The sequence below is a fragment of the Arthrobacter sp. 18067 genome (genome assembly GCF_902706295.1).
GTDB lineage: Bacteria > Actinomycetota > Actinomycetes > Actinomycetales > Micrococcaceae > Arthrobacter.
The window spans coordinates 304,884-329,713 of the sequence record NZ_CACSJJ010000001.1; the positions used below are offsets into that span (position 1 = coordinate 304,884).

Annotated in this window: 24 protein-coding genes; 12 read left to right on the plus strand and 12 right to left on the minus strand. The window is 62.7% G+C overall.

Annotated elements, in window-relative coordinates; all coding sequences use genetic code 11:
- The first annotated feature begins 18 nt into the window (after window positions 1–18).
- On the plus strand, window positions 19–606 hold the full coding sequence (locus GVL04_RS01285) for a hypothetical protein (RefSeq protein ID WP_159698344.1): 588 nt from the start codon (window positions 19–21) through the stop codon (window positions 604–606).
- A gap of 703 nt (window positions 607–1,309) precedes the next feature.
- On the opposite strand, the gene GVL04_RS01290 is transcribed toward GVL04_RS01285, so the two are convergent.
- Window positions 1,310–2,035: a hypothetical protein gene (locus GVL04_RS01290; RefSeq protein ID WP_159698347.1), complete on the minus strand. Its 726-nt coding sequence runs from the start codon at window positions 2,033–2,035 to the stop codon at window positions 1,310–1,312.
- 244 nt (window positions 2,036–2,279) lie between these two features.
- The gene (locus GVL04_RS01295; protein WP_159698350.1) at window positions 2,280–5,192 is read right to left on the minus strand and encodes an NPCBM/NEW2 domain-containing protein; all 2,913 of its coding nucleotides are present in this window, start codon (window positions 5,190–5,192) and stop codon (window positions 2,280–2,282) included.
- Window positions 5,193–5,565: 373 nt separating this feature from the next.
- Between GVL04_RS01295 and GVL04_RS01300 the strand changes: the two genes are divergently transcribed.
- The 5 genes from GVL04_RS01300 (at window position 5,566) to GVL04_RS01320 (ending at window position 9,885) form a co-directional block, all read left to right on the plus strand.
- Window positions 5,566–6,345 (plus strand): VCBS repeat-containing protein, encoded by a 780-nt coding sequence (locus GVL04_RS01300; protein WP_159698353.1) that lies wholly within the window; start codon window positions 5,566–5,568, stop codon window positions 6,343–6,345.
- 108 nt (window positions 6,346–6,453) lie between these two features.
- Window positions 6,454–6,693, plus strand: coding sequence for a PLDc N-terminal domain-containing protein (locus GVL04_RS01305; RefSeq protein ID WP_159698356.1), 240 nt, complete (start codon window positions 6,454–6,456; stop codon window positions 6,691–6,693).
- Between the two features lie 4 nt (window positions 6,694–6,697).
- Window positions 6,698–7,756 (plus strand): hypothetical protein, encoded by a 1,059-nt coding sequence (locus GVL04_RS01310; RefSeq protein ID WP_159698359.1) that lies wholly within the window; start codon window positions 6,698–6,700, stop codon window positions 7,754–7,756.
- An 80-nt stretch (window positions 7,757–7,836) separates the two neighbouring features.
- Window positions 7,837–8,397: a hypothetical protein gene (locus tag GVL04_RS01315; protein WP_159698362.1), complete on the plus strand. Its 561-nt coding sequence runs from the start codon at window positions 7,837–7,839 to the stop codon at window positions 8,395–8,397.
- A 291-nt stretch (window positions 8,398–8,688) separates the two neighbouring features.
- Window positions 8,689–9,885 (plus strand): TerC family protein, encoded by a 1,197-nt coding sequence (locus GVL04_RS01320; RefSeq protein WP_159698365.1) that lies wholly within the window; start codon window positions 8,689–8,691, stop codon window positions 9,883–9,885.
- A 3-nt stretch (window positions 9,886–9,888) separates the two neighbouring features.
- Here the strand turns inward: GVL04_RS01320 and GVL04_RS01325 are convergent, their stop codons facing one another.
- The 3 genes from GVL04_RS01325 to GVL04_RS01335 are packed head-to-tail and all read right to left on the minus strand — an operon-like array spanning window position 9,889 to window position 12,394.
- On the minus strand, window positions 9,889–10,491 hold the full coding sequence (locus GVL04_RS01325) for a TetR/AcrR family transcriptional regulator (protein ID WP_159698368.1): 603 nt from the start codon (window positions 10,489–10,491) through the stop codon (window positions 9,889–9,891).
- Window positions 10,492–10,519: 28 nt separating this feature from the next.
- The gene (locus GVL04_RS01330; protein ID WP_159699068.1) at window positions 10,520–11,371 is read right to left on the minus strand and encodes an alpha/beta fold hydrolase; all 852 of its coding nucleotides are present in this window, start codon (window positions 11,369–11,371) and stop codon (window positions 10,520–10,522) included.
- Window positions 11,372–11,398: 27 nt separating this feature from the next.
- Window positions 11,399–12,394 (minus strand): NADP-dependent oxidoreductase, encoded by a 996-nt coding sequence (locus GVL04_RS01335; RefSeq protein ID WP_159698371.1) that lies wholly within the window; start codon window positions 12,392–12,394, stop codon window positions 11,399–11,401.
- Between the two features lie 91 nt (window positions 12,395–12,485).
- Between GVL04_RS01335 and GVL04_RS01340 the strand changes: the two genes are divergently transcribed.
- The gene (locus GVL04_RS01340; protein ID WP_159698374.1) at window positions 12,486–13,691 is read left to right on the plus strand and encodes a hypothetical protein; all 1,206 of its coding nucleotides are present in this window, start codon (window positions 12,486–12,488) and stop codon (window positions 13,689–13,691) included.
- 34 nt (window positions 13,692–13,725) lie between these two features.
- Here GVL04_RS01340 and GVL04_RS01345 read toward each other — a convergent pair whose 3' ends face one another.
- Both GVL04_RS01345 and GVL04_RS01350 read right to left on the minus strand, forming a co-directional pair.
- Entirely contained in the window at window positions 13,726–14,097 is a 372-nt protein-coding gene (locus GVL04_RS01345) for a hypothetical protein (RefSeq protein ID WP_235036114.1), read from the minus strand.
- Between the two features lie 173 nt (window positions 14,098–14,270).
- Complete coding sequence (locus GVL04_RS01350; protein ID WP_159698377.1) at window positions 14,271–15,635, minus strand: MFS transporter; 1,365 nt, start codon at window positions 15,633–15,635, stop codon at window positions 14,271–14,273.
- A gap of 182 nt (window positions 15,636–15,817) precedes the next feature.
- On the opposite strand from GVL04_RS01350, the gene phnD reads away from it, so the two are divergent.
- The 5 genes from phnD to GVL04_RS01375 are packed head-to-tail and all read left to right on the plus strand — an operon-like array spanning window position 15,818 to window position 19,743.
- Window positions 15,818–16,717, plus strand: a complete 900-nt coding sequence (phnD, locus tag GVL04_RS01355; protein WP_159698380.1) for a phosphate/phosphite/phosphonate ABC transporter substrate-binding protein — start codon at window positions 15,818–15,820, stop codon at window positions 16,715–16,717.
- A 14-nt stretch (window positions 16,718–16,731) separates the two neighbouring features.
- The gene (gene phnC / locus GVL04_RS01360; RefSeq protein WP_235036115.1) at window positions 16,732–17,523 is read left to right on the plus strand and encodes a phosphonate ABC transporter ATP-binding protein; all 792 of its coding nucleotides are present in this window, start codon (window positions 16,732–16,734) and stop codon (window positions 17,521–17,523) included.
- The gene (phnE, locus tag GVL04_RS01365) at window positions 17,492–18,355 is read left to right on the plus strand and encodes a phosphonate ABC transporter, permease protein PhnE (protein ID WP_159698386.1); all 864 of its coding nucleotides are present in this window, start codon (window positions 17,492–17,494) and stop codon (window positions 18,353–18,355) included. Before phnC ends, phnE begins: the two co-directional genes overlap by 32 nt.
- A 10-nt stretch (window positions 18,356–18,365) precedes the next feature.
- Complete coding sequence (locus GVL04_RS01370) at window positions 18,366–19,133, plus strand: tyrosine-protein phosphatase (protein ID WP_159698389.1); 768 nt, start codon at window positions 18,366–18,368, stop codon at window positions 19,131–19,133.
- Complete coding sequence (locus tag GVL04_RS01375; protein WP_159698392.1) at window positions 19,126–19,743, plus strand: TetR/AcrR family transcriptional regulator; 618 nt, start codon at window positions 19,126–19,128, stop codon at window positions 19,741–19,743. Before GVL04_RS01370 ends, GVL04_RS01375 begins: the two co-directional genes overlap by 8 nt.
- A 5-nt stretch (window positions 19,744–19,748) precedes the next feature.
- Here the strand turns inward: GVL04_RS01375 and GVL04_RS01380 are convergent, their stop codons facing one another.
- From GVL04_RS01380 to GVL04_RS01400, 5 genes are all read right to left on the minus strand, one after another.
- Window positions 19,749–20,486: an ANTAR domain-containing response regulator gene (locus GVL04_RS01380; protein WP_159698395.1), complete on the minus strand. Its 738-nt coding sequence runs from the start codon at window positions 20,484–20,486 to the stop codon at window positions 19,749–19,751.
- Between the two features lie 274 nt (window positions 20,487–20,760).
- A complete protein-coding gene (locus tag GVL04_RS01385; RefSeq protein ID WP_159698398.1) occupies window positions 20,761–21,780 on the minus strand; it encodes a LacI family DNA-binding transcriptional regulator in 1,020 nt (339 codons plus the stop codon).
- Window positions 21,781–21,805: 25 nt separating this feature from the next.
- The gene (locus tag GVL04_RS01390; protein ID WP_159698401.1) at window positions 21,806–22,552 is read right to left on the minus strand and encodes a cupin domain-containing protein; all 747 of its coding nucleotides are present in this window, start codon (window positions 22,550–22,552) and stop codon (window positions 21,806–21,808) included.
- Window positions 22,553–22,554: 2 nt separating this feature from the next.
- The gene (locus tag GVL04_RS01395; protein ID WP_159698404.1) at window positions 22,555–23,517 is read right to left on the minus strand and encodes a PmoA family protein; all 963 of its coding nucleotides are present in this window, start codon (window positions 23,515–23,517) and stop codon (window positions 22,555–22,557) included.
- A gap of 25 nt (window positions 23,518–23,542) precedes the next feature.
- Window positions 23,543–24,649 (minus strand): Gfo/Idh/MocA family protein, encoded by a 1,107-nt coding sequence (locus tag GVL04_RS01400; RefSeq protein WP_159698407.1) that lies wholly within the window; start codon window positions 24,647–24,649, stop codon window positions 23,543–23,545.
- Between the last annotated feature and the right edge of the window lie 181 nt (window positions 24,650–24,830).

Consider the following 24,830-nt stretch of genomic DNA (forward strand, 5'->3'; position numbering starts at 1 on the left):
CCATGCGAGGATGAGGCGGTGGACACTTCCTCTGAGCAGCTGGCGATCGCAATCGGAAAAGCGCTGGGCGGCGGACAAGCAAGCGCCTACACCGGCACCTCGTATTGCCAAAGCGCCAACCACTTGGTGCGGCATGCTGTTTCGGTGCACCCAAGGGCCTTCATCTGGTCTGCGAAAGAGCTGCCGGACGGACCTACGAGGACGTTCGACCCCCGCTCCCTCACTCTTCAGACGGATGGCGTCGATGATTTCAGCCTTTCCATTGATCGCATCCCGTTTTCGTTTCCTCAAGCTGTTCAGCTTTCGTTCCCACTGTCCCTGCCCATTTGGGGCCGGCACCTGGACGACTATCACCCTGTCGCTTGTGAGGTAAATGGCTCGGACACGACACTCCTGTTGAGGCACCGCGTTGACCCGACAATTTTCGGGTCCTTCACCTTTGAAACAGAAAGTGGAATCGCGAAAACCCTGCTCACGCCGACGACGGCACTCAAACTGGAGCGTGAGCTCCCTCCGAAGAACGGAAAATACGACTTCGGCTTCGTGGCCGGCTCGGGTGACCCCGACTTGCAGAATCGCCTTCGCCCCGACCAAAACACCCATTAGCAAAGCGATGGCCCGCGGACGTTAGTCCGCAGGCCATCGTCAACTTCCCGGTCACTCAAGCTCGCTGGGCTCCTGTGTAGACTCCATACGTTTGCTCCGCCGCAGTACATAAAGGCCGTAGCAACCAAACGCCAGCATGAGAACCGCAGCGCCCACCCGCCACCAGACGAACGGCTGCCACGTAGCGAACACAACTGCCAGAGCGAAGAATGCAGCGACTTGCAGTGGATGCGGAACCCGGCTCACCACTTCCCCCTAAGATGATGAATACGCTCTTGTGGGTAGATCCTCGACACCCCAGCGCTCCTCACAGTGGCACTCCAGATTCTGATGAACCCCCATCGTCTGGGTCTGAAAAATGCCCGGACCTCGTCAGCCACCTATGCACAGTCATGGAGACGGCCAGGCTCAGCAGGGGAACCAGAACGGAACTCCATTCATACCCTCTGAGAAGTAGCGCTGAAATCATCGCCATCATGCATCCCCCACCCAAAGCGGCAGAATACGGTTGTCCCCTCTTGACCGGGACCCATCGCAAGCGTTTGTAGTAGATCGTCGCAGCCACGAGAAGGCCGAGAAGCGCTAGAACAGCGAGGAAAACCAGCCAACCGGGGACCAGCCCCACTACCGTTATGCCAATTCCCATAATTAGAGACAAAACAACTGAGTATTGCTTGGCCCTACTCAAACTCCTACCTGCCCTTCAGCAACCTCTATTGAAGTCGACTATCATCCCAGCCAAGCCAAGCCCCAGAGCACAGGCAACTGCCGCTGGAGGATAGGCGGCAAAGGGTCCACAGAAAGCAGTATTGAAGGCGAACCAAGCCCAAAACGCTGCCCACGCTGAGGGGCACTGCGGAAAGGAACCCCACCCAAAAGTCGTGGGGGTTCCGGAATCGCTGGTGTACGACGCCATAGCGTCCTTGTTGACGATCATTGTCACCCAGTTGCTTGAGTCCGAAGCAGGCCGGACCTTGTACTCTAAGACCTTTTTCTCCATCAGATCGATCATCCCGGTGAGGGCATCAGTTGGCATCGATGCCGCCATTCCCTCGATCTGTATATCTCTATCGAGACCCTTGAAACTCTTCAGGTACTTGGATACTGCCTTAGACGAAGTGATGAGGTTAAACCGAACTTCAAATCCAAGCGGGTCCTGCGCCTTTACCTTTTCAATGGCTTGGTGGAGTTCTTCAGATGCAACGCGATCTGGGTTCACAACTAGAGTTGATGTACTGACAGTCTTGTTGTCGTGAGACGCTACGGGTTCCGGAGGAGCGGCATGTGCCGCCAGCGGAACTGACGCCAGAAGCGTTGCAGTGGTCAATATGACGGCAGCTATCTGAAGTCCCTGCTTCCTCCAGGAGACGGACAACGTATGAGGACTGGACTTGCTCGTTCTTGTGGTGCTGATGTGCTTCAGGATCATGATTGCTCCTAGTGAAGAACGATCTTGCTTTGACCCGCACAGCCTGCCCCCACGAATGCCCGCACAGATGCGCAATGGCCGAACTAGGTGGTGATTTCGCTAAAAATAAGTGACGAAAGCCGAAGAATGAGTACTAATCAGCCCTCGTCTAGGTGGTGACACCCGTGGGAATACCCTCACAAACAGGTGTGGGACCCGCCACCTGCGGATCCCACACCTGACCTACCTCAGCCAAGCAAGGAAATCACCTCAACCCCGGCGGCAGATTCCCTACAGCAATACCCATGATGTTCAGCCCCTCATTCACCAGCGCGCTCCCCTGCGGCAACGTGACACTGGAGACCTCAAAAGCGGGAGGAATGTCGATCTTCGTGGCAAAGATACGTGCCGGCTCATCAACCCGCACCACGGTCGACGGTCCACCGATGTAAGCCTGCGTGTGCCGCTGGTGATAGGCCGAGGACGCCACCACCACCACCGAAGTATCCGTAGCAACCCCGGTCCGCCAGTTCGGTAGCGCAACGGTCACGGTCCGGCTCTGCCCATTGGTGAAGTGCACTGTCGCAACACCCGAGGACACGTTGCCGGTGGAGAACCCCGTCACCAGCAAAGTCCGCCCGCGGCCCGAAAGAGCTACTTCCTGACCCGCAGCCTTCACAGTGTCCGGCGTTCCCACGGGCGTCGGATGCCACACGGAGGACACCCCAAATGCCGAATACGGCGCGCCCGAGCCAAGCCCGGCAGCAGCCAACGCCTCCTCAGAGAACGTCCGCCGATCCGCAGAAACAGCTCCGTTCCGAGGATTAGCCGCATTCGCCACAGAGGTCTGATTCACCAACGAAGCAAACGGCAAAGGAGCAACAGCAACCCCCGGCCCCTGATAGGCCCCGATGTTCGGCGCGGCCACCGGTGCCCCAACGGAACCGGCACCAGAGGTGGGGTTACCGAAGAAGTCCCTGCCGCCGTCGTCGGGCACAACAACGCCGGCACCAATCAGCGGCGAGCCTGACAACAACCGGTACCCGGGAACGTCCAACGTCGTCTGCCCGCTGCCACCAGCCACCAACCGCGGATCGCCCAGCACCGAACCCGTCTCACCGGCGGGCGGGAGGATGCCACCGAAGTACGCGTTGTTCGCATACACGGCAGCAGAGGATTTGAGAACGCCGCCCGGGGCCACAATCAGGTTGTTCCGCACCTCGCGTGGACCGGTCATGTCGTCCAGGAAGGTCCGGGACGGGCAGTAGAAGGTGTTGTTGTAAATGAAGTGCTTGCCGGTGCCGGTACTGCTGCCACCCAGACGGCAGTCGTCCTGTGCGATGTTGTAGCGTAGGACCACGTTCGCCGCCGTTGCTCCGCCGCCGCAGTTGGACACGCAGTTGAGGTAGAAGCCGCCGGCGTTCCCGTACGAGTAGTTGTACTGGAAGAGGCAGGTTCCCACGATCTTCATGTCGCAGTCCCAGGCGGTTGAGTCGTACGTGGAGGTGGTGCTGTTGCCCACCACGTTGAACTGGAACACCGGGTTCTTGGAGTTGTAGGGCCACATGCCAGCGAAGTTGCCACCCTCATATGGATGGGCACCCTGGCCAAGGTTGAGCCCGCTGTTGTACTCAATCAGCGGCGCGTCCGAGTTATGGATGACGATCGCGTCGCCGCCTACGTCATGGATCTTGTTGCGCGCAACGTAGACCTTGGTGTTGTAGCGCTCGGTGGTGTCCGGGGCGGAGATTTTCACGCCACCGCCGGCAGCGTCGTTGACCTCGTTGTCGGTGATGGTGATGCCGTCCACGGATCCCATGCCCCAGGTGCGCACCATGATGCCGGCAGACTGCGCGAAGCCCGCGCCGTCCGTGGCCTTATTGCGCCACCCTGCCACGTCCTCCACATGGTTGCCCGTGACCACAATTCCTGCGGTCTGCGCTGTTCCGCTGTTCTCGAAGAGGATCCCGACCCTTCGCACCGGAGTGTCCGACGGGTTCACCACGTGCAGTCCGCTCACCGTCCAGTGGCTGGCATTGGTGATCTGGATGGCTGCCACCGCGCCGTTGCCGTTGATGGTGGGCTTCTCACCGTCCCCGTAACTGGAGAGCGTGATGGGATGGTTGGCGACGCCGGTGCCAGCCGGTGTCAGTGCGCCGATGCAGTCAGTGCCGGCCCGGAAAAGGATCGACTCGCCGGCGTTGAACGCGCCGTGGCCGTTGACCTGCGCAATCGAGTTGAAGGGGCTGGCCTGGCTGCCGTCACCCGGAACAACGGCAGCGCAATCCACGTAGAACCTGGCGTCACTGATCTGCACAATGAACGCGCCGATCCTGCCCGTGGTGGCCACATCAAACGGCCCAGTACCGGTAGCGACCAGTTCAGTGGTCCCGCCCGCAGCTCCAGTCGGCACCACAAAGGTGATGGTGGCCGCGCCGGTGGCGTCAGCAACGGCGTCGGCCACGTTTTCGCCGCGGAGGCTCAGGCTAACGGGGCTGAGCGGCTTAAGGTCACGCACGACGACGGTAGCTGGCGTTCCGGGGACCAGCCCGTTGAGGTTGGTCCCGGCTGAGCCCTCGACCCGTAACGGTGCAGCGATGAATGCGTCCGAGCAGTTGATCTTGGCATCGGCCCAGTCAGCGTGATCGTTGCCGTTCCCTTCCGGGCCGGTCTCCACTTTGAGCTGCAGCGTCGTGCCGCCCTGCAGGTTCACGTTGACGGGCAGAGCTCCGTCCGTCCCCTTTCGCTCCCCCGCGAACCGCTCGACGCCATCCACCAGGACTTTGAAGTCCACGCGACCCCGGTCTCCCTGGGTGTCGTCCACCCCCACCTGTGCGAGGAACTGCCGGCATTGCGCACCAAGGTTGTACGCAATGGACGACGCCGCGTGGGTACCAATGCCCTTCGCGTACACGGTGCCGCCGATGGTCAACGGCCGGCGATTCGCATCGCCTGCAGCTTGGCCACCGTTGCTCATGTCCAGTTCAGCCGGTCCCCAACCGTTGGTCATGCTCGACCACGGAACGTCGCTGGCATAGACGACGCCGGTGGGTGCCGGGGGTAGTTCGGCTGCGGTTGCGCTTGGGCTCGCTGCGATTCCGGTCGCCAGCCCGGCTGCCGTTAGTGCCGCCGCTGCGGCTATTGCTGCCAGACGCCTGGCCATGGGTTGTGGGTGCAAGTGGGGCTCCTCATTGAGTGTGATTCCTCAAGGAGTGTCTTGCCGGGTGTGCGGTTGTGGCAACCAAATGCACAGGTATGAACATGGCGGCGGCGTCGCCCGGTGGTCAGCACGCTTGGCTGGCCGCCGGCCACCCCTAACAAAAGCCACCCAACAGGACTAGGCTCCGGTGAATCGATTGATGACTATGTTGCTAATGGGGGTAACAGTGATGTTCCGATCAAAGTCGACCAAGAATTCATGCCATAAAACACCCGAGAATCGACGGCGCCCACTTTTCGTAGGGACAACTCTGGCCGCGGCCGCGGCACTGCTCTTGGGCACAACTGCCCTTCCAGCACAGGCAGCCCAGCCGGGCACAGGCGCATCAAGCGTGCCAACAAACAACTGGGACTACGTCGACATCAACACAAGCTATTTTGACGACGTCCTGGCCCGGGACACCGCCGGTGACCTTTGGGTCTATCCCGGGGACGGCAAAGGCGGTTGGAAGAAGCCCCGCTCCAAGATGGGCGAGGGTTGGAACGTGATGACTGCAATCATCGGTGCGGGCAAATTCCAAAGCGAGTTCAACGACGACATTCTTGCCCGCGATACCAACGGCGATATGTGGCTTTACCCCGGAACAGGCGCCGGGTACCTCAAGCCACGAACCAAGGTTGGCGTCGGATGGAACGCCATGACCGCCATCATGGGTCCTGGCGACTTCGACGGCGACTACTGTGCCGACGTCATCGCCCGAGACGTTGAAGGCCGGCTCTGGTTGTACCCCGGCGATCACACCGGCGGCTGGAAACCCCGTGTCCAGATCGGTGTTGGTTGGAACGTGATGACAGCCCTGATCGGCCGCGGTGACTTCAACGAGGACGGCAAGCGGGACGTCATGGCCCGCGACACCAGCGGACGGCTGTGGCTCTACCCCGGCGACGGCAAGGGCGGTTGGCTGCCCCGTATGCAGGTAGGCGAAGGCTGGAATGCCATGACGGCCATCATTTCCACGGGAAGATTCGACGGCAACTACCCAGGCTATTCACAGTTCATCGCCCGCGACACCAACGGAGACCTGTGGCTCTACCCCGGCGTCGGTAGCCGCCACCTCGAACCACGGAAAAAGATCGGAGAAGGCTGGAACGTCATGACCGCCTTGATCTGACTCGACCGAAGCATCAGCCAAGGGGCCGCACGCAAGGCGGGCTCCGCCGTCGTACGTTTGCAGCGCGAGTGCTATTTTGTACGGAAGCTGCTGGCTCAGGGGGATGACATGGAAGCTTGGGAATGGGTCTTGGCGTCGCTGGCGGGACTGTCCGCGGTATTCGTCATGGGAGCGAATATCTGGGCGATCTTCGATGTCCTACGGCAGGACCGTCTCGATCAAATTGCCCGGATCATGTGGGTGATGCTGTTCTTTGTGGTGCCGCTGTTCGGTGTTGTCGTGTGGCTGTACGCGAAGCCGCGCCTGACTAACGTGAGCGGAGGCATACGCCTTCGCAGAACCCTTTAGCGCCATGGATTCACTGCTGCAGGGCCCCCGAGGCCGCCGCCTCTGCCTCGAACTCGCGATGGAAATGGACCAAGACATCCGGATCGCCGTCTTCCAGCTCGGATACAACCTCGATCCCGGTGCCGGCAGGTCACGAGTCTTGTTGACCATGAATCCCTCCGGAGAGGTGCCGCCTCCCCCGCCGGAGCCGACCGTGGATGAACTCGCAGCATTGTTCACGTCCCTGGATCTTCGGAACATCAACAGCCAGCTGGTTCAACACGCGCTCCAGCGCTCCGTTGACACCGCCAGATACTGGCAGGAGCCCGACGGCGAAGACGTCCTCGCCGCCACCGAGGAAATCACCGAGTCCCTGGCACACGTCGCGGAAGGCCTGGTCGATTCGCCCTCAACCCAGTGGTGGAACCAGAAGGCGCAACCCGGGCAGTGGGCTATCGACTGGCGCTCGGCAGACGATCCCACGCCGCTCCCCCGAATCCCGCAGCACACGCTGGCCGAGTGGGGACGGAAGGAACGGGCCGAGGAAATCCGCGCGGTCAAGGAACGGCCACAGGACCCTCACGCCAACTTCAGCGGCGAATGGTGGTCGATCCCCCACGGACTGATCCACACGGTGGCACGGATCCCTGAGGGGCTCAGTCTGGTTGAAGATTCCCTCGGGTGGGAAGAAGCCACCGTTATCCCCGTCGCTGGAACAGGCAGGATCCTGGAAATCACGTCGGCCGAGGACTGGAGTGAGCTGTGCCGGGCGTTCCCGTTGGAGGTCACCGCGTCCCGTCGTCACGATTGGTTCCGCACCACCGGCCGCCAAGGCCGCTGGGTTATCCCCGACTGGGAGAAAGCTGCCAGCACGTGGGATGCCGTACACCTGACTGTCGACGGCTACCTCAGCGCTGCCGGCCGCGCCCTTCCAGTGGGCAAAGACACCGCAACCGTCATCGCCGGATGGGACCCTGGCAGCACTATCTGGCTCACTGGCGTGGCACGCGAAACGGAGACTCCACGGCAGTTCTGGCTCCGGCCTCACAACGAAGACCTGTGTCAGTTGGCCCCGGGAAACTGAACCCGACCGCCCACGAGGCCGTGAGAGAGCTTTCCGAAGAACCACACACATGGGGCACAATCAGGGTTATGGGCGGATCAATGTACGAAGCAGCGAACGCAGATCCTTCGCGCGAATCAACCCGACAACGGCATCTGGCGGCAGCTGACGACTTCGGCGAGTTTGCGACGTCCATATCGCGCCCAAACCAAACAATGATTTCGGTGTCTGGTCCAGCGCAAACCGGGCATGGGATGGCTGTCGTCACGCATATCAGTGAAGCGGGCCGAGTGGCTGGCCCTCCTAGTGCAGCGCAGTGTTTTGTCACCCTAAAACCTGCGCCTCACTTCCGAGTGCAGACCGCCGCCGTCCTCAACGTGCTGACCGCGGAACTTTCAGATTTTGCCCTCCGTCAACTACTTGCGTCGTATGAGGATGGGATCGTGGAGGTCCTCAATGGCGTCAGCGCTCAGCCGTCAACACTTCAGATCAACGGCGTCAGCATTACCGCGTGGAGCCAGGAAGCCCGTGGTGTGCGTGGAAGAATCGCCGGATACCAGGATCGCTTGATCATGTGGCTCGGCGCTGGCAACCATCAGGCTCCCCCATCGTTGATTACCAGAGATTTAGGCTCGCATCTTCGGAAAATCAGCGCAGACTAAGGTTTAGCGGTTACCGGGAGCAGGCCGCCGCCGGTCCACGGCGTGAGCTTCTCGACTTCCTTGCTGTCCAATTGCAGACCCCCACATGGCATATGTCTTCGACGTGCCTTATCCACGCGCTAGCCAGCTCAGTTTCAGTCAGTGCCTCGGTGAGATGCCGTCGGCACTCAACCCGGCCGGCCGTCGTCGTCGTCCCGTTAGCGCCCGCCCCATCACTCCCGGTAAATTTAGACAAAGAGTTTGACCCTCGGTGAGCAACACCACTCGCGCGCCTCACGAAAGCAGGATCATATGACTGTCTCTCCCCTCATCTGGGGCATCACCATCGTCGTCATTCTGGCGCTTTTGGCCTTCGACTACTTCTTCCACATCCGGAAGGCCCACGTCCCCACCTTGAAGGAAGCGGCCGTCTGGTCCTCCATTTACGTGGGCCTGGCTGTGGTTTTCGGCATCCTGGTCCTGATCTTCGGCGGCGGCCAGATGGGGTCCGAGTACTTCGCCGGCTACATCACGGAGAAGGCCCTCTCGGTCGACAACCTGTTCGTGTTCCTGATCATCATGGCGAGCTTCCGGGTGCCGCGTGAGGATCAGCAGAAGGTCCTGCTCTTCGGCATCGTGTTCTCGCTGATCGCCCGGACCGGCTTCATTTTCCTGGGCGCCGCGCTGATCAACTCTTTCGCGTGGGTGTTCTACATCTTCGGCCTCATCCTGCTGCTCACGGCAGGCAACCTGCTGAAGCCCGGCGACCACGGCGACGATCAGGCAAACAACTTCATCATCCGGCTCGCCAAGAAGTTCTTCCACACCACGGATAAGTACGACGGCGACAAGCTCTTCACCATGGTCAACGGCAAGCGCGCCCTCACTCCCATGCTCTTGGTGATGGTGGCTATCGGCGGCACGGACATCCTCTTCGCGCTCGACTCGATCCCGGCGATCTTCGGCCTCACCCAGAACGTCTTCATCGTCTTCACGGCCACGGCGTTCTCACTGATGGGCCTGCGCCAGCTCTACTTCCTGATCGATGGCCTGCTGGACCGCCTCATCTACCTCTCCTATGGCCTGGCAGCCATCCTCGCGTTCATCGGCGTCAAGCTGATCCTGCACGCCCTGCACGAGAACAACCTGCCGTTCATCAACGACGGCGAGCACGTCAACGTCATCGAGATCACCACCGGCCTCTCGCTGAGTGTGATCATCGGCGTCCTGGTCATCACCGTGGTGCTCTCACTGATCAGCCCGGCCGGCAAGGCCCAGACCGCCATCAACAACGCCCGCCGTCACGCCGTCGACTACCTCGACCTCGACTACACCGCTGACGCCAACGAGCGCGAACGCATCTACCGCGCATTGACCGCGGAAGAAGCGCAGATCGTCCAGATGCCGCTGAAGTACCGGAACAAGGCCAAGGACGTGGACAAGATCCGCGAGCAGGTGACCGAAGCGCACCGCCAGCACGAGGAATTCCTCAACCGCCAAGGCAGCTAAAAGTCAGGCGCCCAGGAGCACGTTGATCTGATCCCGGATCTCGTCGCCAACCTGGGCGTCTGTGAGTCCGATGGTGGCCGAGGACGTCATGCTGATGAACATGATCGAGGAGATGATGCGTGCCAGCTTTGCCGGATCGCGGGGAACCAGCTTCTGGTCCCCGCCAAGGATCTCGGCGATGGCCTCTTCTGTGCGCATTGTGAGCGACAAAGCCTCTGCATGGTGCGGCTCGGCGGGATCACCGAAGACGATTTCCTTCAGGTACGTGCGGCCGTTCTCAATCTGCACGCGGTTGCACTCGACGATGGGACGGATGATGGCCATCACGGCGTCGAGCACAGCCTTTTCCTTGGAAGCGGCTTCGACGCCCGAGGTGAGCGCCCCAGCGTACTTCACGTTGTGCACCAGCAGCAGTAGCTCCGCCTTGGTCTTGGCGTAGAGGAACACGGTTCCCGATCCGACGTCGGCCTTCTCAGCCACTTGCTGGGTGGTGACCTCATCCACGCCGTACTGGGTGAAAAGCTCACGGGCGGCCGCGGTGATGCGGTCAAGCTTCTCCTGCTTATTCCGCTCACGTCGGCCAAGGGTCTGGGGCGCAGGCTGCATTCAGCTACCGTATCAGCGGGCGGGAGCTTCAGCGGCCCAGAAATTCGAGGGCCACAGGGACAAACCTGTCGTGGAACTGGAAGATGCCACCGTGTCCGGAGTCGGGGTAGATGACCAGTTCGCTGCCGGGAATGCGCCTGTGCATGTCACTCGAAAGGACGGACGGCACCATGCGGTCGTTGTCGCCGTTGGCGATCAGCGTCGGCTGGGTGATGACGCCCAAATCGGCCGACGGCGACAGTCCCCACCGCCTGATGGCTTTCAGTTGGGTTTGGAACGCCTGGAGCTTGATGGGTGCCTCGCGGTTGGTGGTGCGTTCTTTGAGTCGATTGATGAAGGCTCGCGCTGCGGACTTACCGGCGGTGTTCCGGTTAAAGAACAGGAACTCTTTGGGGTCCTGCCTGGTGAGGGTGGCGCGGAGCATGTCGTAGTACGTGGTTCCCATGATCTTCTGGATGCCGTCCCCACCGGCAGGACCTGTACCGGCCAGCACCAACTTCCGGATCAGGGTTGGGTGCTTGAGGACCAGCGACTGGGCGATCATGCCACCGAGTGAGAATCCGAAGAGATCCACTGTGGGATAACCGAGGGCCTGGATGAAGGACGCGGCGTCGTCGGCCATGCTGTCGATGCTGTCCGGAACACTTCCCGTGGACGCGCCCACTCCGCGGTTGCTGAAGGTGATCACGTGGTGCTTCGCGGCGATGGGATCGATGATGCGCGGATCCCAGTTGTCCATGGTCCCCGCGAGGTGAATCAGGAAGACCACCGGAACCCCGCCTTTGGGCCCCATCTCCCGGTACGCATACGTGGTCCCGCCGGCAGTCACTGTTTTTGAAGGTACCTGCAGATAAGGCTGATTGTGTTGTTCGCTCATGATGCTCGTCCTGTCGGTTGGCTGGTGTGGCTACAGATGGCTGACGACGGTCTTGCCGCGGACGCCGCCGTTTTCCAGGTCAGCAAGGACATCAGCCGTCTGATGGAACGGCACCACGCGGCCCAGTACCGGCTTGATCTCACCGGCATCGATGAGTCCCGCAATTTCCCTCAGCTGGTCGCCGTCGGCGCGCATGAAGAGGAACTCGTAGCTGACACCCAGACGGCGGGCCTTGCGGCGGATTCCCGAGCTCAGCAGCGTCATCGCACCCAGCAGCACAGGGTTTCCACCTAACTGCCGGGCGAATCCGGCATCCGGCGGACCGGCGATGCCGATAGCCTTGCCACCCTTCTTCAAGACCTTTAGGGACCGCTCGAGGTTCTCGCCGCCGAGGCTGTCCAGGACGAGGTCGTAGTCGTGAAGGATCTCCACGAAGTCCTCGGCGCGGTAATCAATCACCACGTCGGCGCCGAGTTCACGAGCAAAGTCCTTGTTCCCCGCGCTGACGGTGGTGGCTACCGTAGCGCCCAAGTACTTGGCCAGCTGGATGGCAATGGAGCCCACGCCCCCGGCGCCGGCATGGATGAGTACTTTCTGGCCACGGCCAACATTTCCGCGCTCCACCAGCGCCTGCCATGCCGTCAACGCCACCAGCGGAAGCGAGCCCGCTTCCTCCATGCTGATGGTTGCCGGCTTGATGGCCAGGTCTTGCTCGGCGACGGCGATGCGCTCCGCGAACGTGCCAATGCCGTCATTGCCGGGGCGTGCAAAGACCTCGTCGCCGGGCTTGAAGGACTGAACTTGCGCCCCGACCTGCAGGACCACGCCGGCCACATCATGGCCCAGGACCTGCGGCAGTTTGTAGGGAAGGATCTGTTTGAACTCCCCCAGCCTGATCTTCTCGTCCAACTGGTTCAGGCCTGCGGCCATCACCTCCACCAGCACGTCGCGGTCCCCGAGTACAGGCTCGGGTACATCGATCTGCTGCAGGGGTTCCTTGTACTGGTTGAGGACGAAGGCTCTCATGTGGGTTCTCCCGTGATTGGATTTCTGACTTAACTCAATTATGAGCGTACTCAGTAAATTTGGCAAGAAGGATCCACTACATAATGGTCGGATGGGACAGCGGAGAGATGACGGCGCGAAAGAACGATGGCGGACCAGCACGCGGCTGCCACTCATCCTCGACGCCCTACTGGGATCCGAAGAAGATCCAGCCGTGCGGCAGTTGATCGATGCCTTCGGCGGGCCAGCGGCGCGGGTCAAGGAACGGCTGGTGGGCGAACCCGCTTACCGCTCGCGGCGGCTGCAATTCTCGTCGGGCGGCGAAATTATCATGCACGACGACGTCACGGTGGCAGTCGTGCTTCACGCAACGCCCACTGAGTTCGCACCGTACGGTTTTGACCTTCCACCGTGGGTCCCGGGCCTCGACAAGTGCGCCACCCTCACCGACCTCAAGGCAGCCATCGGGGCTCCCCGCGCTCTCGGAGGCATGGGATTCGTGCTGGACGGCGCCTACGCGGAACCCAGCTTCAAGAACAACCGCGGCTGGAACGACCCCGGCAACCTCCTCAGCCTCAGCATCACAGTGGAGGCACCGCAACGCGCCTGCCGCCCCGAGGATGACGACTGCCCAACGTGCAGCGATCTTCTGGTTCGCGGAGCCGGCCCGGGTGGTGGGGTCGTGGTGGATCGAACCATCGCCGCACTCTCCTCAGCCGCAGCGGCGGGCCTGATCACGGAAAGCCCCAGATGGGTTCCGCTCGCCGACCTCCAAACACTCCATGCGTCACACCTCATGGAACGGGTGGAGAGCCAACTCAGCTGCACAGCGTGCAAACGAATCATCTGCCTGACCCTGTACCGCGCATCACCACCCACCCTTGAATACACCGTGTTCAACGAAGCCCGGCAACGACCACTCGAAGCGATTCCGCCGGTTGAGCAGTGGGGTGATGGTCTGAGGACCGCCCAGGACCGCGATTCCATGCACTACGTGGACCACCAGCCAGGCTCGTGGTTCCTGGTTGAACAACTAGGTTCTCTTTTCCTCGAAGCAAGGTACTGGCGAAACTCGATGGTGGACTCGTCGGCCCTGATCCGTCTGGACCAGGCCGAAACCGATTCATACCGGACCGGTGGCCACGGCTACCTCTCCGACCTCGTCGGGCGAATCGATAAGAGCAGCCCCCACACGAAGGAATCTCCCTACTTTCAACGAGACCTCTACCGCGGGCCGGACAGCGCCATGTTGTCCAAGAGTTTCGCGGCAGCCATTGTGAATCACACCTGGATTGCGGAGCAACGGCGTCGGACCTGACGCGGCGGGACCAGCCATCTCCCGAGAAAAGGATTTAGCCGGAGCTTTCGCCCTGTCGACGCTCATACAGCGCAACCACATCCGCCCACGACCACTGAACGTCAATGCCCTGAACCCACCCCTTCGCACGTGGCTCGGACACCCAGCTGACCGGCACCACGTGCAGCGCCAAAGACATGGTCGCGGCGTCTTCGTCGTCGACCCAGACGAGCGCCAGCCCTACAGTCTCGGAGTACGTCCAACAGTCCACGTGAGTGGCCCCGGCCGAGCGGAGCGCAGCCGTGTAGGACCCGGTGCTGTCGGCGCGCCGACCCTCAAGATCAAGGACACGCCATGGCCCAGCCCAGTACATGCCCGCCGATTGCATCTTGGACGCGAACGCAGCGATCTCTGCGGCGACAACCACCCATCCTTCGCGGCATCCAGAGTGCCGGCAGGCAACCCGTCGGCCTGCGTCATGAGCCCCCGGCCTTCGAACGGCAGGATTCCGCCAGCCGTCAGCGACGCCGACCCAAAGGCCGAGTCCCCGTCCCTGTGCAGGTCCATGTCAAAGTCTGGCACCCGACTCAAGCTGCCCTCCTAAACCGCAGGCTTCCGCCACATCACAGCCAGCACCAACACCACGGCACTGAGCCCCAGCATCACCAGGACCATAATCCCCCAGTTCGCCTGGTTTACCCCCGGTCCGTACAGCACACCGATCAACACAGTAGCGGTGATCGCACCGAGGTAGCGGCACGTCTGGAAGATTCCGGCCGCCACGCCCCTCTCCTCGGGTCGGGCAGACACGTACAGGCCCTGATTGGACGCCGTGCTCACCACGCCGTACGGAACGCCCATCAAAGCCGTCAGCACGAACACCAGCGGTGCCCACAAAGTCATGGTCAGGAAGCCGAGCGTCCCCGCCGCGACGGTCAGAATCAGCACGCCGGTGATCAAAACGGGACGCACGCCGAACCGCTCAATGAACCGCACCGTCAGTGGCGTCACCACAACCGACAACGCCGCAAGGGGCAGCATGAGCAGGCCGACCACGCCGGCGTCGTAATGTCCCGCCGCCTGCAGCAACTGCGGGAGGCCGAAGAACGCGAAGTAATAGACGCCGCTGAACACGACGAACAGCAGGTAGACCAGCAGCAGCGGTCGGTTCCGGCCGAGCAAGCGAAGGTCCATGAACGGCGGCTGGAAGCGCAGCTCACGCCATGCAAAGAGCGCGCCGATTGCGGTGGCGGCGCCCAGCAGGTACCAACGGTAGCCGGGCATGACGTTGAGCAGGGCCATCATGGCCAACATCAGCGAGGTGACGAAGGCGAGAATGCCGGGGATGTCGGAGTCGCGGATCAGCTGGCCAAGCCGGCCGGTCTCGCGCCCGGAATCGACCGGCGCAACCTTGTAGACCACGATCATGGCCAGCAAGGCGATGGGCACGTTGATCGCGAACAGCGCCTGCCACCCGACCAGGCTGACCAGCAGCCCACCCACCACGGGTCCAACAGCAGCTGCCGACGTGTTCGCCATCTGGATCCGGCCCAGCGGCCGCGTGGACGGCAAGTTCGCCAGCCGGCTCAGCTCGGTGACCATCACGACGGCGGACGGGTACGCCGTCGCGGTCCCCACAGCCATGAGCGCGCGGGCCACGCAGACCAGCGCGAAGTTGGGCAGGAACGGTGCGATCGCACAGGTGACAGCGACCAAGGCCATACCGAACATGAACAAGCGGCGCGGGCCGAAGCGATCGGCGAGCCGGCCCATCAACGGCTGGCCGGCGGCGGACGCGAGGTAGAACGAGGTGATCACCCACGTGACAGTGGCGACGTCGAGTTCGAAATGCTCCCTCAGGACCACCAACGCGACGGCGATCATGGACGAGTTCAGCGGATTCAGCGCCGTCCCGAGGCTCAGCGCAGCGATCGCGAGGCCGGGGCGGGGTTTGTTGGCGGTCACCCAACCCAGTCTGCTCCATTGTTGCCTCGGGTCACGAAACGGGGTCACAGGGCGGACTTTTCATGCGAGCGCAAACAGTTAACCTTCCCGCCATTTGAAGTACGGCAGTCTCGTAATTCCGATTCAGATACTGCTGGTTTCGTAATTCCCGTCACCCCCAACACATGACGGAAGGCACCACCATGCACGCTCGTGCAGGCATCATCGCAACTTCGTTCATCGGCCTGTTGGCCATCGGCGCCCTCACTGGCTGCTCCGGCGACGCCAACGCCGCTGGCGCCGACAGCAGAAAAACCGAGCTCGTCTTCGCCACTCCCCCAGGCACCGACGACCCCGACGAGCAAGCCATCATGGCCGACCTCGCCACCATGGTGGGTGAAGCCTCTGGCCGGACCATCACCAACCTCCAGCCGGCCGACTACCTCGGCGTGGTTGAGGCAGTCCGCAACGGCTCGGTGGACGTCGCCGTCCTCAGCCAGTTCTCCGCGGCCCTCGCCTACAAGACCGACAGCGTGGATCCGCTCCTCGTGTGGCCCGCGAGCACCGAACCCGCAAGCTTCTGCCTGGCCAAGAAAGACAGCGGCATCCAGTCCCCCGCCGATGTGAAGGGCAAGCAGGTGGCCTTCATCGATCCCGGCTCCACCACGGGCTACTTCATGCCCAAGTCTCTCCTGGCCAAGGCGGGGCTCACGGACGGCACCGACTACAAGAGCACCTTCGCCGGCTCTCACGACTCCGCCGTCCTGGCCCTCGCCAACGGCAACGTTGATGTCGCCTGCACGGCCCGCCAGCTGTACCCGACGTTCGTGCAAAAGGGGGTCATCAAGGAGGACGAGATCACCATCATCGCCAAGTCGGACCCCATCCCCGTCGGCATCTCCATCGTGGTCCGCAAGGACCTGGACAACGATGCCCGTGAAGCACTCAAGGCCAAACTCCCGGCCCTTATCACCGCCAACGAGAAGATCTCCAAGACGTTCGGGATCAGCGGCGAACCCGCCAAGGACCCTGAGTTCAGCACGTACGCTCCGCTGGTTGACGTGGCAGAGTCCATCGGCGTGGACCTCCAGGACCTCCGATGAGCCTCTTGTCACCAATGAAAAGCACGACGCCGGCACTCGCCCCGTCGGCGACGCCCACCGTCCGGGCACGCCAGTTGCGGGTCCAGTACGGCGAGCAGGTTGCCCTGGCCGGGATCGATCTGGACGTCTACCCTGGCGAAGTCGTGGCGCTGCTGGGCCACTCGGGCTCCGGCAAGTCGACGCTGATGAAGACCTTCACCGGGATCGCCCCCTTTACCGCTGACACGCTGGAGGTAGCCGGCCGCTCAGTAGCACAGCAGAACGCGACCGGTCTGCGCGAACTGCGATCCGACGTCGGCTATGTCTTCCAGCACTTTAACTTGGTGCCACGGCTGACAGCACTCACCAACGTGCTGACCGGCGGACTCCACTCGGCCGGGCCTTTGAACGCGCTGGGCACGTTCAGCCGCGCGCAGCGGTCCATGGCGCTGGATCTCCTGGACCGTGTAGGCCTTGCGCATAAGGCCAAGCAACCGTGCCGGAGCCTGAGCGGCGGAGAGCAGCAGCGTGTTGCCATTGCCCGTGCACTCATGCAGCAGCCACGCCTCATCCTGGCCGACGAACCCGTCGCATCCCTGGACCCGCGGCTCGCCGGCAACATCCTTGGCCTGCTCCGCGACATCGCCCGCGAGGAACAGATCCCCGTCATCGTGAGCCTGCACGTGGTGGGCCTCGCGCGCCGCTATGCCGACCGCGTCCTTGGCCTGCACTCCGGTGAGCTCGTTTTCGCCGGCCCCGCCACCACCATCACCGAAAAGGAGGTGCACCAGATTTATGGAACAGACACTGAGCTCCTCGAAAACTGAAGCCCCCGCAGAAGCGGCCAAAACTATCGACACCACCCTCCCCGAAGCCGACCGACTCCGGCTTTCGCGTCCCTTCGGCCTCCCCACACCACGTGGCGCTGCGCTCTGGGTGATTGTCGCCGTCGTGCTTGTCTGGGCCGGAATGGGCGCCGGGTTCAACCCGGAGAAGCTGCTCAGCGGCATCCCCAACATGGGCAACTTCCTGGGCCGCCTCTTCCCTCCGACGTTCGATAAATTCGGCACCATCATCAAGCTCCTCGTCGAGACCTTGCAGATGGCGTTGGTGGGCACTGTCCTCGGCGCACTGGCGTCGCTGCTGCTGAGCTTCGGCGCGGCCAGCAACATCGCTCCGCGCTGGGTCTACACCTCCTGCCGGGCTGTGCTGAACGTGCTGCGATCCGTCCCGGAGCTCATCTTTGCCCTGATGTTCGTATCCGCCGTGGGGCTGGGGCCGTTCGCCGGCATTCTCGCGATCGTGCTGGGCTCAGTGGGATCCATTGGCAAGGTCTACGCCGAAGCCATGGAATCCGTGCAACCCGGGCCGGTGGAAGCCCTGACTGCCGTCGGCGCCAACAAGCGCCAAATCATCAGCTATGCAGTACTCCCCCAAGCGGCGCCGCTGCTGGTCAGCTACACGCTGCTCCTCTTCGAAGGCAACGTCCGCGGCGCCACCATCCTCGGTTTGGTGGGCGCCGGCGGCATCGGCTTGGAGCTTACTACCGCAATGCGCATGTACGATTACGGACACCTTTGCGCCATCATCATCAGCATCGTCGTGCTGGTCACCATCATCGACCGGGTCAGCGCCTTCATCCGCGCCAAGCTCAGCTAGGAACTCTCTTTTGGAAACTCTGGATCTCTCCCCCGTCAACCTGCGCGACCTCGGCGGCCTCCCCGTTTCCGGTGGCACCACCCGCCCGGGCGTGCTGCTCCGCAGTGACGATGTCTCGGTGATGCCGGCCGCTTTCGCCCAGCAAATGATCGACGACGGCGTCACTTCAGTCATCGACCTCCGCTCACCTGAGGAAGCACTCTTTACCGGGCGGGGTCCGCTGACCGTTCCGGGCGTGAGCTACCACCATCTCGCGTTGACGGCTTCGGTGTCATCGCCGGACGACATCAGCCACGAGATGATGACCGCTGCCACTACTCCTGCCCACGTGGGCGCTTGGTACGCCAACCTGCTTGAGACCCAAGCCCGGCAGCTGGCGCTTGGCGTAGCTCTCGTAGCCATGGCGGATGGCGCAACCGTCTTCCATTGCGCGGCCGGCAAGGATCGTACGGGAGTGTTTGCCGCCGTCGTGCTGTCCGCCCTCGGCGCTACGCCAGCGACCATTTCCGCCGATTATGCCGTGACGGCCACCCGCCTGCCGCAGCTGTTCCCGCGGCTCCGGGCGATCATGGGCGGACTCATGCCCGACCGCGTTCTGGATGAGGAAGCCATCAAGGGCATGGGTGCCATGATGGGCGCCCACGCGGAGTCGATGGAGGCGATGCAGGCTCTGCTGATTGAGCGGCATGGAAGTGTGCTGGAACCCGTCCGTCGTGCCGGGCTTTCCGACGCCACCATCGCGCAACTCCGTGAGCGCCTGGTGGTTGAGGATGCCTGAGACCGCTGTTGTTGCCGATCGGCGGCCGGGCAGGCCGCGCGACACAGCCCTGGAGTCTGCGGTCCTGTCCGCCACGGTGGAGCTGTTGCTGGAACGGGACACTCGTGACGTGACGGTCTCGGCGATTACCGAGCGCTCAGGCGTGAGCCGTGCTGCACTGTACCGGCGCTGGAGCAGCCGCGAAGAACTACTCGCTGCAGCCTTGGACAGCGTTCGAGCCAGCATTGGCTTCAAGCGCAGGGACACCACACTGGAGACGATCCTCGCCTCGTATGAGGAAGCGGCGATCGATGTCGACGGCCGGGTGGGTGCACTGGTGAAGAAGCGCGTGGCCATGGGCCTGGAGAACGATGCACTCCGAGCACTGTCCTGGAACCGGCATGTGTCCCGGCGTCGCGAACCCATTGCCGCGGAAATTCGCCGCGGAATTTCCGCCGGTGAGCTGGCACCGGACGTTGATATTGAAGCGATGATCGACCTCATCAACGGGCTGTATTACTACCAGTTCGTGGTGCGTCCGCCGGGTTCCGATGCCGCGTCCATCGCTGAAACGAAGGAACGCGTGCGGAACGCAGTGAAAATGGTCTGGGATGGTGCGCTACGACGGTAGCCGCCCTACTCCTCGAAGTGCGTGGTGACCTTCCCCGAAGAAACCGCCGCGATGATCGACTTCGCCAGGTGCCGCAGCTTGATGTTGCGGTTGCTGGAGGCCGTGCGAAGAATGGTGAAGGCCTCTTCCTGGCTGCATTTGTTCTGCGCCATGATCGCTCCGACAGCGAGGTCGATCACGGTGCGCGACTGCATGGCTGCTGCGAGGTCGTTCCGGGCATCGCTGAGCTGCGCAATCTTCAGGGCCAGGCGCAGTGATTTGGAGGCGTGCGATGCGAAGACTTCGGCACGCTCCACGTCGAACTCGCTGAACGCATTGGTCCGCTCCGAATAGAGGTTCAGGGCCGCGCGGGTATCGCCCTCCACCAGGAGTGGGACGCTGAGGATGGACCGCAGCCCTTGGTGTGATGCAGCTTCGACATAGTCCGGCCAGCGATGCTCACTCAGGAGGTCCGGCACCAAGACGGGTGTCAGCTTGTCCATGGCCGTGAGGCACGGACCCTCAAAATCGTTTTGAAGTTCGTCCATCACGCGGGCGCGGTCATCACTGCTGGCCGCAGTAGCGGACTTCTTACGGCGCAGAACGGTGATACCGCAGAATACGGTGGCGTCGGGATGTGAGAGGCTCTCGGCTGAGAACGCCGCTAGATCGCTGAGAAAAGCCTCGACGTCTTCGCTGCCCAGGACTAGATCCAAAAAGTATCCATTCCGGAGAGCTTCTTGCTCAGGGCGGGGGTTGACCATGCACGTTCCTACTGACTGAAATGCGTCCCCAGCAGACAGCAAAGGAGCGAAAAGGGCCGCCCTCTGCAAAACGGTCTGGCAATACCTTATCGCCCAACGATCAACGGTACAAAGTGCGGCGCGGAAGGTCTTGACCTGCGGATACGCAACCCGGGAGGAGCTATTTTGTCAACCCCGACGACGGCTCCGCATCCTGCCCGGCACACGGGCCCTTCGTGCAAAGGATTGCGCAATGGAGATCTTGACGGCCTCCGCGCAGACCCCTCCGGCAGGGCTAGGAAACAGGAGCCGTCGAGCCCCTCACCACCAGCTCAGTTCCCAGCTCAATCCGCTGCGGCAACTCCTCGTCACCTTCGAGGTGCCGGAGCAGCGCGCGCATGGCAGTTTCTGCCATCTGGACCACGGGCTGGCGGATGGTGGTGAGGCCAGGTTCGATCCATTCCGCGGCGGGGATATCGTCAAATCCGATGATGGAGAGGTCCTCCGGGATCCGCAGCCCGGCCGAGCGCGCGGCGCGGTACGCCCCGAGGGCCTGAGCGTCGTTGCCGGTGAAGATCGCCGTGGGCCGTTCCGGGAGTGCCAGCAGGGCCTCGGTCCCCCGGGCCCCGGACTCTGTGGAGAAGTCGCCTGGCACCATCAACGAGGAATCAACGTCAAGTCCTGCTCGGCGCAGCGCCGCCACATACCCATCCTCGCGGGCGCCGCTGCACTGAAGATCCTCACGCCCACCGATCATGCCGATCCGCGTGTGACCGAGTTTCAACAAGTGCTCGGTGGCCGAGAACGCCCCGTCCCAGTTGGCGGCCCCCACGGTCATGAGGTCCGGCCCCGGCTGCCCGACTGGGTCGATGAGGATCACGGGAATGCCGAGGGACTTGATGCGCTGGATCTGCTTGGAGTCCAGTTCGTAGACGGCGAGCAATACGCCGTCGGACTTTCGCTCCGCAAGGTTCGCCAGCCAGGGCCGGATGCGCGAGCCATCCAGCGACAGGCTGCTGACCACCGTGCCGTAACCGGCTTCCTGCGCCACGCGCTCCACGCCTTCGATGATTTCGCAGGCCCATTCCGAGCCCATGCCAGGGAACACCAGGTCAATGAGCCCGGCTTTCTTGCTGCGCTTGGCCGGCCGGCGGGCGTAGTCGCGCTTGGCGATGATCTCTTCCACCTTCGCCCGAGTGGCTGCGGCGACGTGGGCATGGCCGTTGAGGACCTTGGAAACCGTAGGCACGGACACTCCGGCCTCGCGCGCGATCTCGCTGATCGTAGCCCGCCCCGAGTCCTGCTTGGTCACCATAGGTCCCCACCTCTCAAGCCGGGAATCACGTCCCGACGATTGCAGTTTCGGAAAGTTCCCACGCCTGGATCCGGCCACACATGCCATAGATCCTGCGGGTTTTCCGTTCGCCCATCGTAGTCCTCGCATCTTGCAAGTAGAAACTTTCCGTTGATTCGAGAGACTCCAACTGCTGCCCCGTCAAACCCGCCTGGCGTTGCGCGCCCCCGACCAAATACCCCCGCCACGCGCCGGCCTTGCCGCTCACCAACTGGGCGGCGGACGCATGAAAATCGGCGAGCGCCGCGACTCCTGACTCAAGTACAGCGGCTTTCAGCTCCAGATACCCCTCCAACGCCAGGTCCCGACGACGGCGCGCGGCCGCCTCCGCAGCCGCGTCACCGCCGTCGGCGTCCCGGGAAGGAAGGGAAGCCGCACGCGAGTAGGCGTCGACGTCCACCAGGTGTTCTGGTGGGAAGGTCATCACGGCGTCGCCATTCTCTGGCAGACCGGCATTCTGCATGACCACCAGCACCCTGAGGTCTCCGCTGTCATTGATGGCGCGGTGCACTGTGCCGGGCGTAAACCACACCACCGTCCCGGGTGCCAGCTGAGTGGACGTGAATCCGCGCGAGTCGAGGGTCTCCAGACGGCCGGTCCCCTGCTGCACCACGTATGCCTCGGTGGACGCCGTGTGCAGATGCGGAGAGCCGCCGGCCGCGCCGTCCTGCCCGGGCCAGTCGTAAATGCTGACCTCAGAAACCGCTGTGGCGCCCGGGAACGAGTTGCACATGGTTAGACCCAACCGTCCAGTGCGGCTGTTGCAGCGTCGGCAAGGGCAGCAGCTTGGTGGTCGGCGAGGGAACCGTCAGCGATGACGACGGCGTACCTGTACGTGAGCGGTTCGCCCTCCTTCAGCGGGACTACTTCGCTGAAGAACGGCGCCGAGCCGAGGCACGCAAACATCGAGGAGCGGGCGAACCATTGGTTCGACGCACCCGGGTTTGACTGGTCTTCGACGAACATGATGCTGGACTTCCGGCACGTTGCGTCGTGCTGCCCGGTAAAGGCGATCCACGGCGAGCGGGTGCCCATGAACTCATCAGAGCCGGCCCCGGCTTCGGAGCGGAATTCGCCGCCAGTGAAGGAGCGTGGCCCGCGCCAGAACAGTCCGCCGTATCCTGCGTTGTCGCGGCCTTCCGTGGTGGGGCTGCCGATGCCGATCTCAGCGCCGGAGACGTTGTCCATGGTGGTTTCGAACAGGAGCGCCCACGCGTTGTCGGCCGGGAGGAGTTGGATGCTGAAGCGGCGCTTCTCTTTGATCAAGGGTGCGCCATCCTTCCCAGGCTGGGCCGGCTGCCCGGTCCAGAGCAGGGATTCCGTGGCAGTGATTCCTGCACCGGAATCCTCAATACCCGTGAAGGCTTGGTGGTTCATGGCCCCGTTATTATCCAGGTTCGCGTAGCCGGTCTCCCGGGTGTAGGTGGCTCCGCCCCAGAAATTGTGGTCGCCCACATTCGGCAACGCCCACGAAAGGCCCTTGTGCCACACGTGATCCCATGGCCTTGAAATGGTGACCTCGTCCCCTTCCAAGGTGGTCAGTGGGTGAAAGAAGGGACGCGGGCTTTCGTACTGCTCGTCCGTGGCGTGGTACGTGTACGTGGCGATGACCTGGGCACCAACCTTAAAGGTCAGGGAGCGTCCGTCGTCGGTGTAGCTGAGGGTATCGGTCAGTGAGGTCTGCGTTGAGGTGGCCATTAGGAGTCTCCGGTCGGGTTTGGGGTTAGGCGCGGGCTGTGGAGGCGAGGACGCGGGTGCCGCGACCGTCGCCGTCCATTCCCTCGTAGAAGGCATGGCCGGGGACGATTTGTCCGCGGCGCACGGGTTGGCCGGTAAAGGCTGAGGCGTAAATCGCGGCAGCGAACTCCAGGGTTTGACGCGCTGAGTCTGCGCCGGCTGGGAGCGGCCGTCCGGCGTCGAGCGCGTCATACATGGCAAGGAACTGCGCTGAGTGGCCGCTTCCGCGCTCCAACGGCTGCCCGGCCCAGGCGCCCGAAACGGCGTCCTCGTGTCCGGGTGCCGCCGTGATGGTCCAGTCCTTGGTGCCGTAGCCGTAGAGGTGGCTGAGTTCAATGGTGGCGAACTCGCAGTCGACGCGGATGTCAGAGGTCTCCCGCGGCGAGAGCAGGGAGTTGATCACCGTGGCAGCGGCCCCATTCTCGAAGCGGACCAGCGCCGCCGAGAAGTCCTCGGTGGACGTGGCGCGGGCTTGCCTGGAAGCGATCGCGTTGACCTCTTCCCACGGACCGAGCAGGTGGAGCAGGAGATCGAACTGGTGAATGCCGTGGCCCATGGTGGGCCCACCGCCCTCAGCTTTCCAGGTGCCCCGCCACGGCAGGTCGAAGTACTCATCGGGCCGGTACCAGAGGGTGTCGCATCGGGCCACGAGCGGGCGGCCGAATTCGCTGCCGCCAATCAAGCTGCGTGCCGCGGCTGAGGCGTCGCCGAATCGGTGCTGGAAGACGCACGAGAATTGAGCGCCGCCCTTCGCTTGAGCCTCGTTGAGCCGGTCAAAGTCGGCGAGGCTGAGGGCCGGGGGCTTCTCGGAAAGGACATGCGCACCGGCCTCAAGGCACTCAATCGCCTGGTCGATATGCATCATCGGCGGGGTGCAGAGATGCACGATGTCCGGCTTTGCCTCTGCCAGCAACTCGGTGAGGCTCTGGTAGCGGCCGACTATGCCGTGTTCATCGCCAAAGGCCTGGAGCCGTGCCTCGGCGACGTCGCACGCGGCCACCAACTCGGCCCGGTTGTCGGTGCGGGCCAGGTTGGATGCGTGAACTGCTGCGATGCCGCCCGTGCCCACGATGGCCACTCGGTACGTCTGCATGTTTCTCCGTAGGATTCAGGATGGAAATATTCGGAAAGTTTCGGAACTTTGGTGGCCTGTGGATGCCGCTTGGCCACCGCGTCAGATCAACGCTAGGGAGATTCTGTCCGTAAATCAACACTTTTCGACTCTAGAAACTAAATGGAAATTTCTGATAGTTTCTAGAAATTGCCATTTCAAC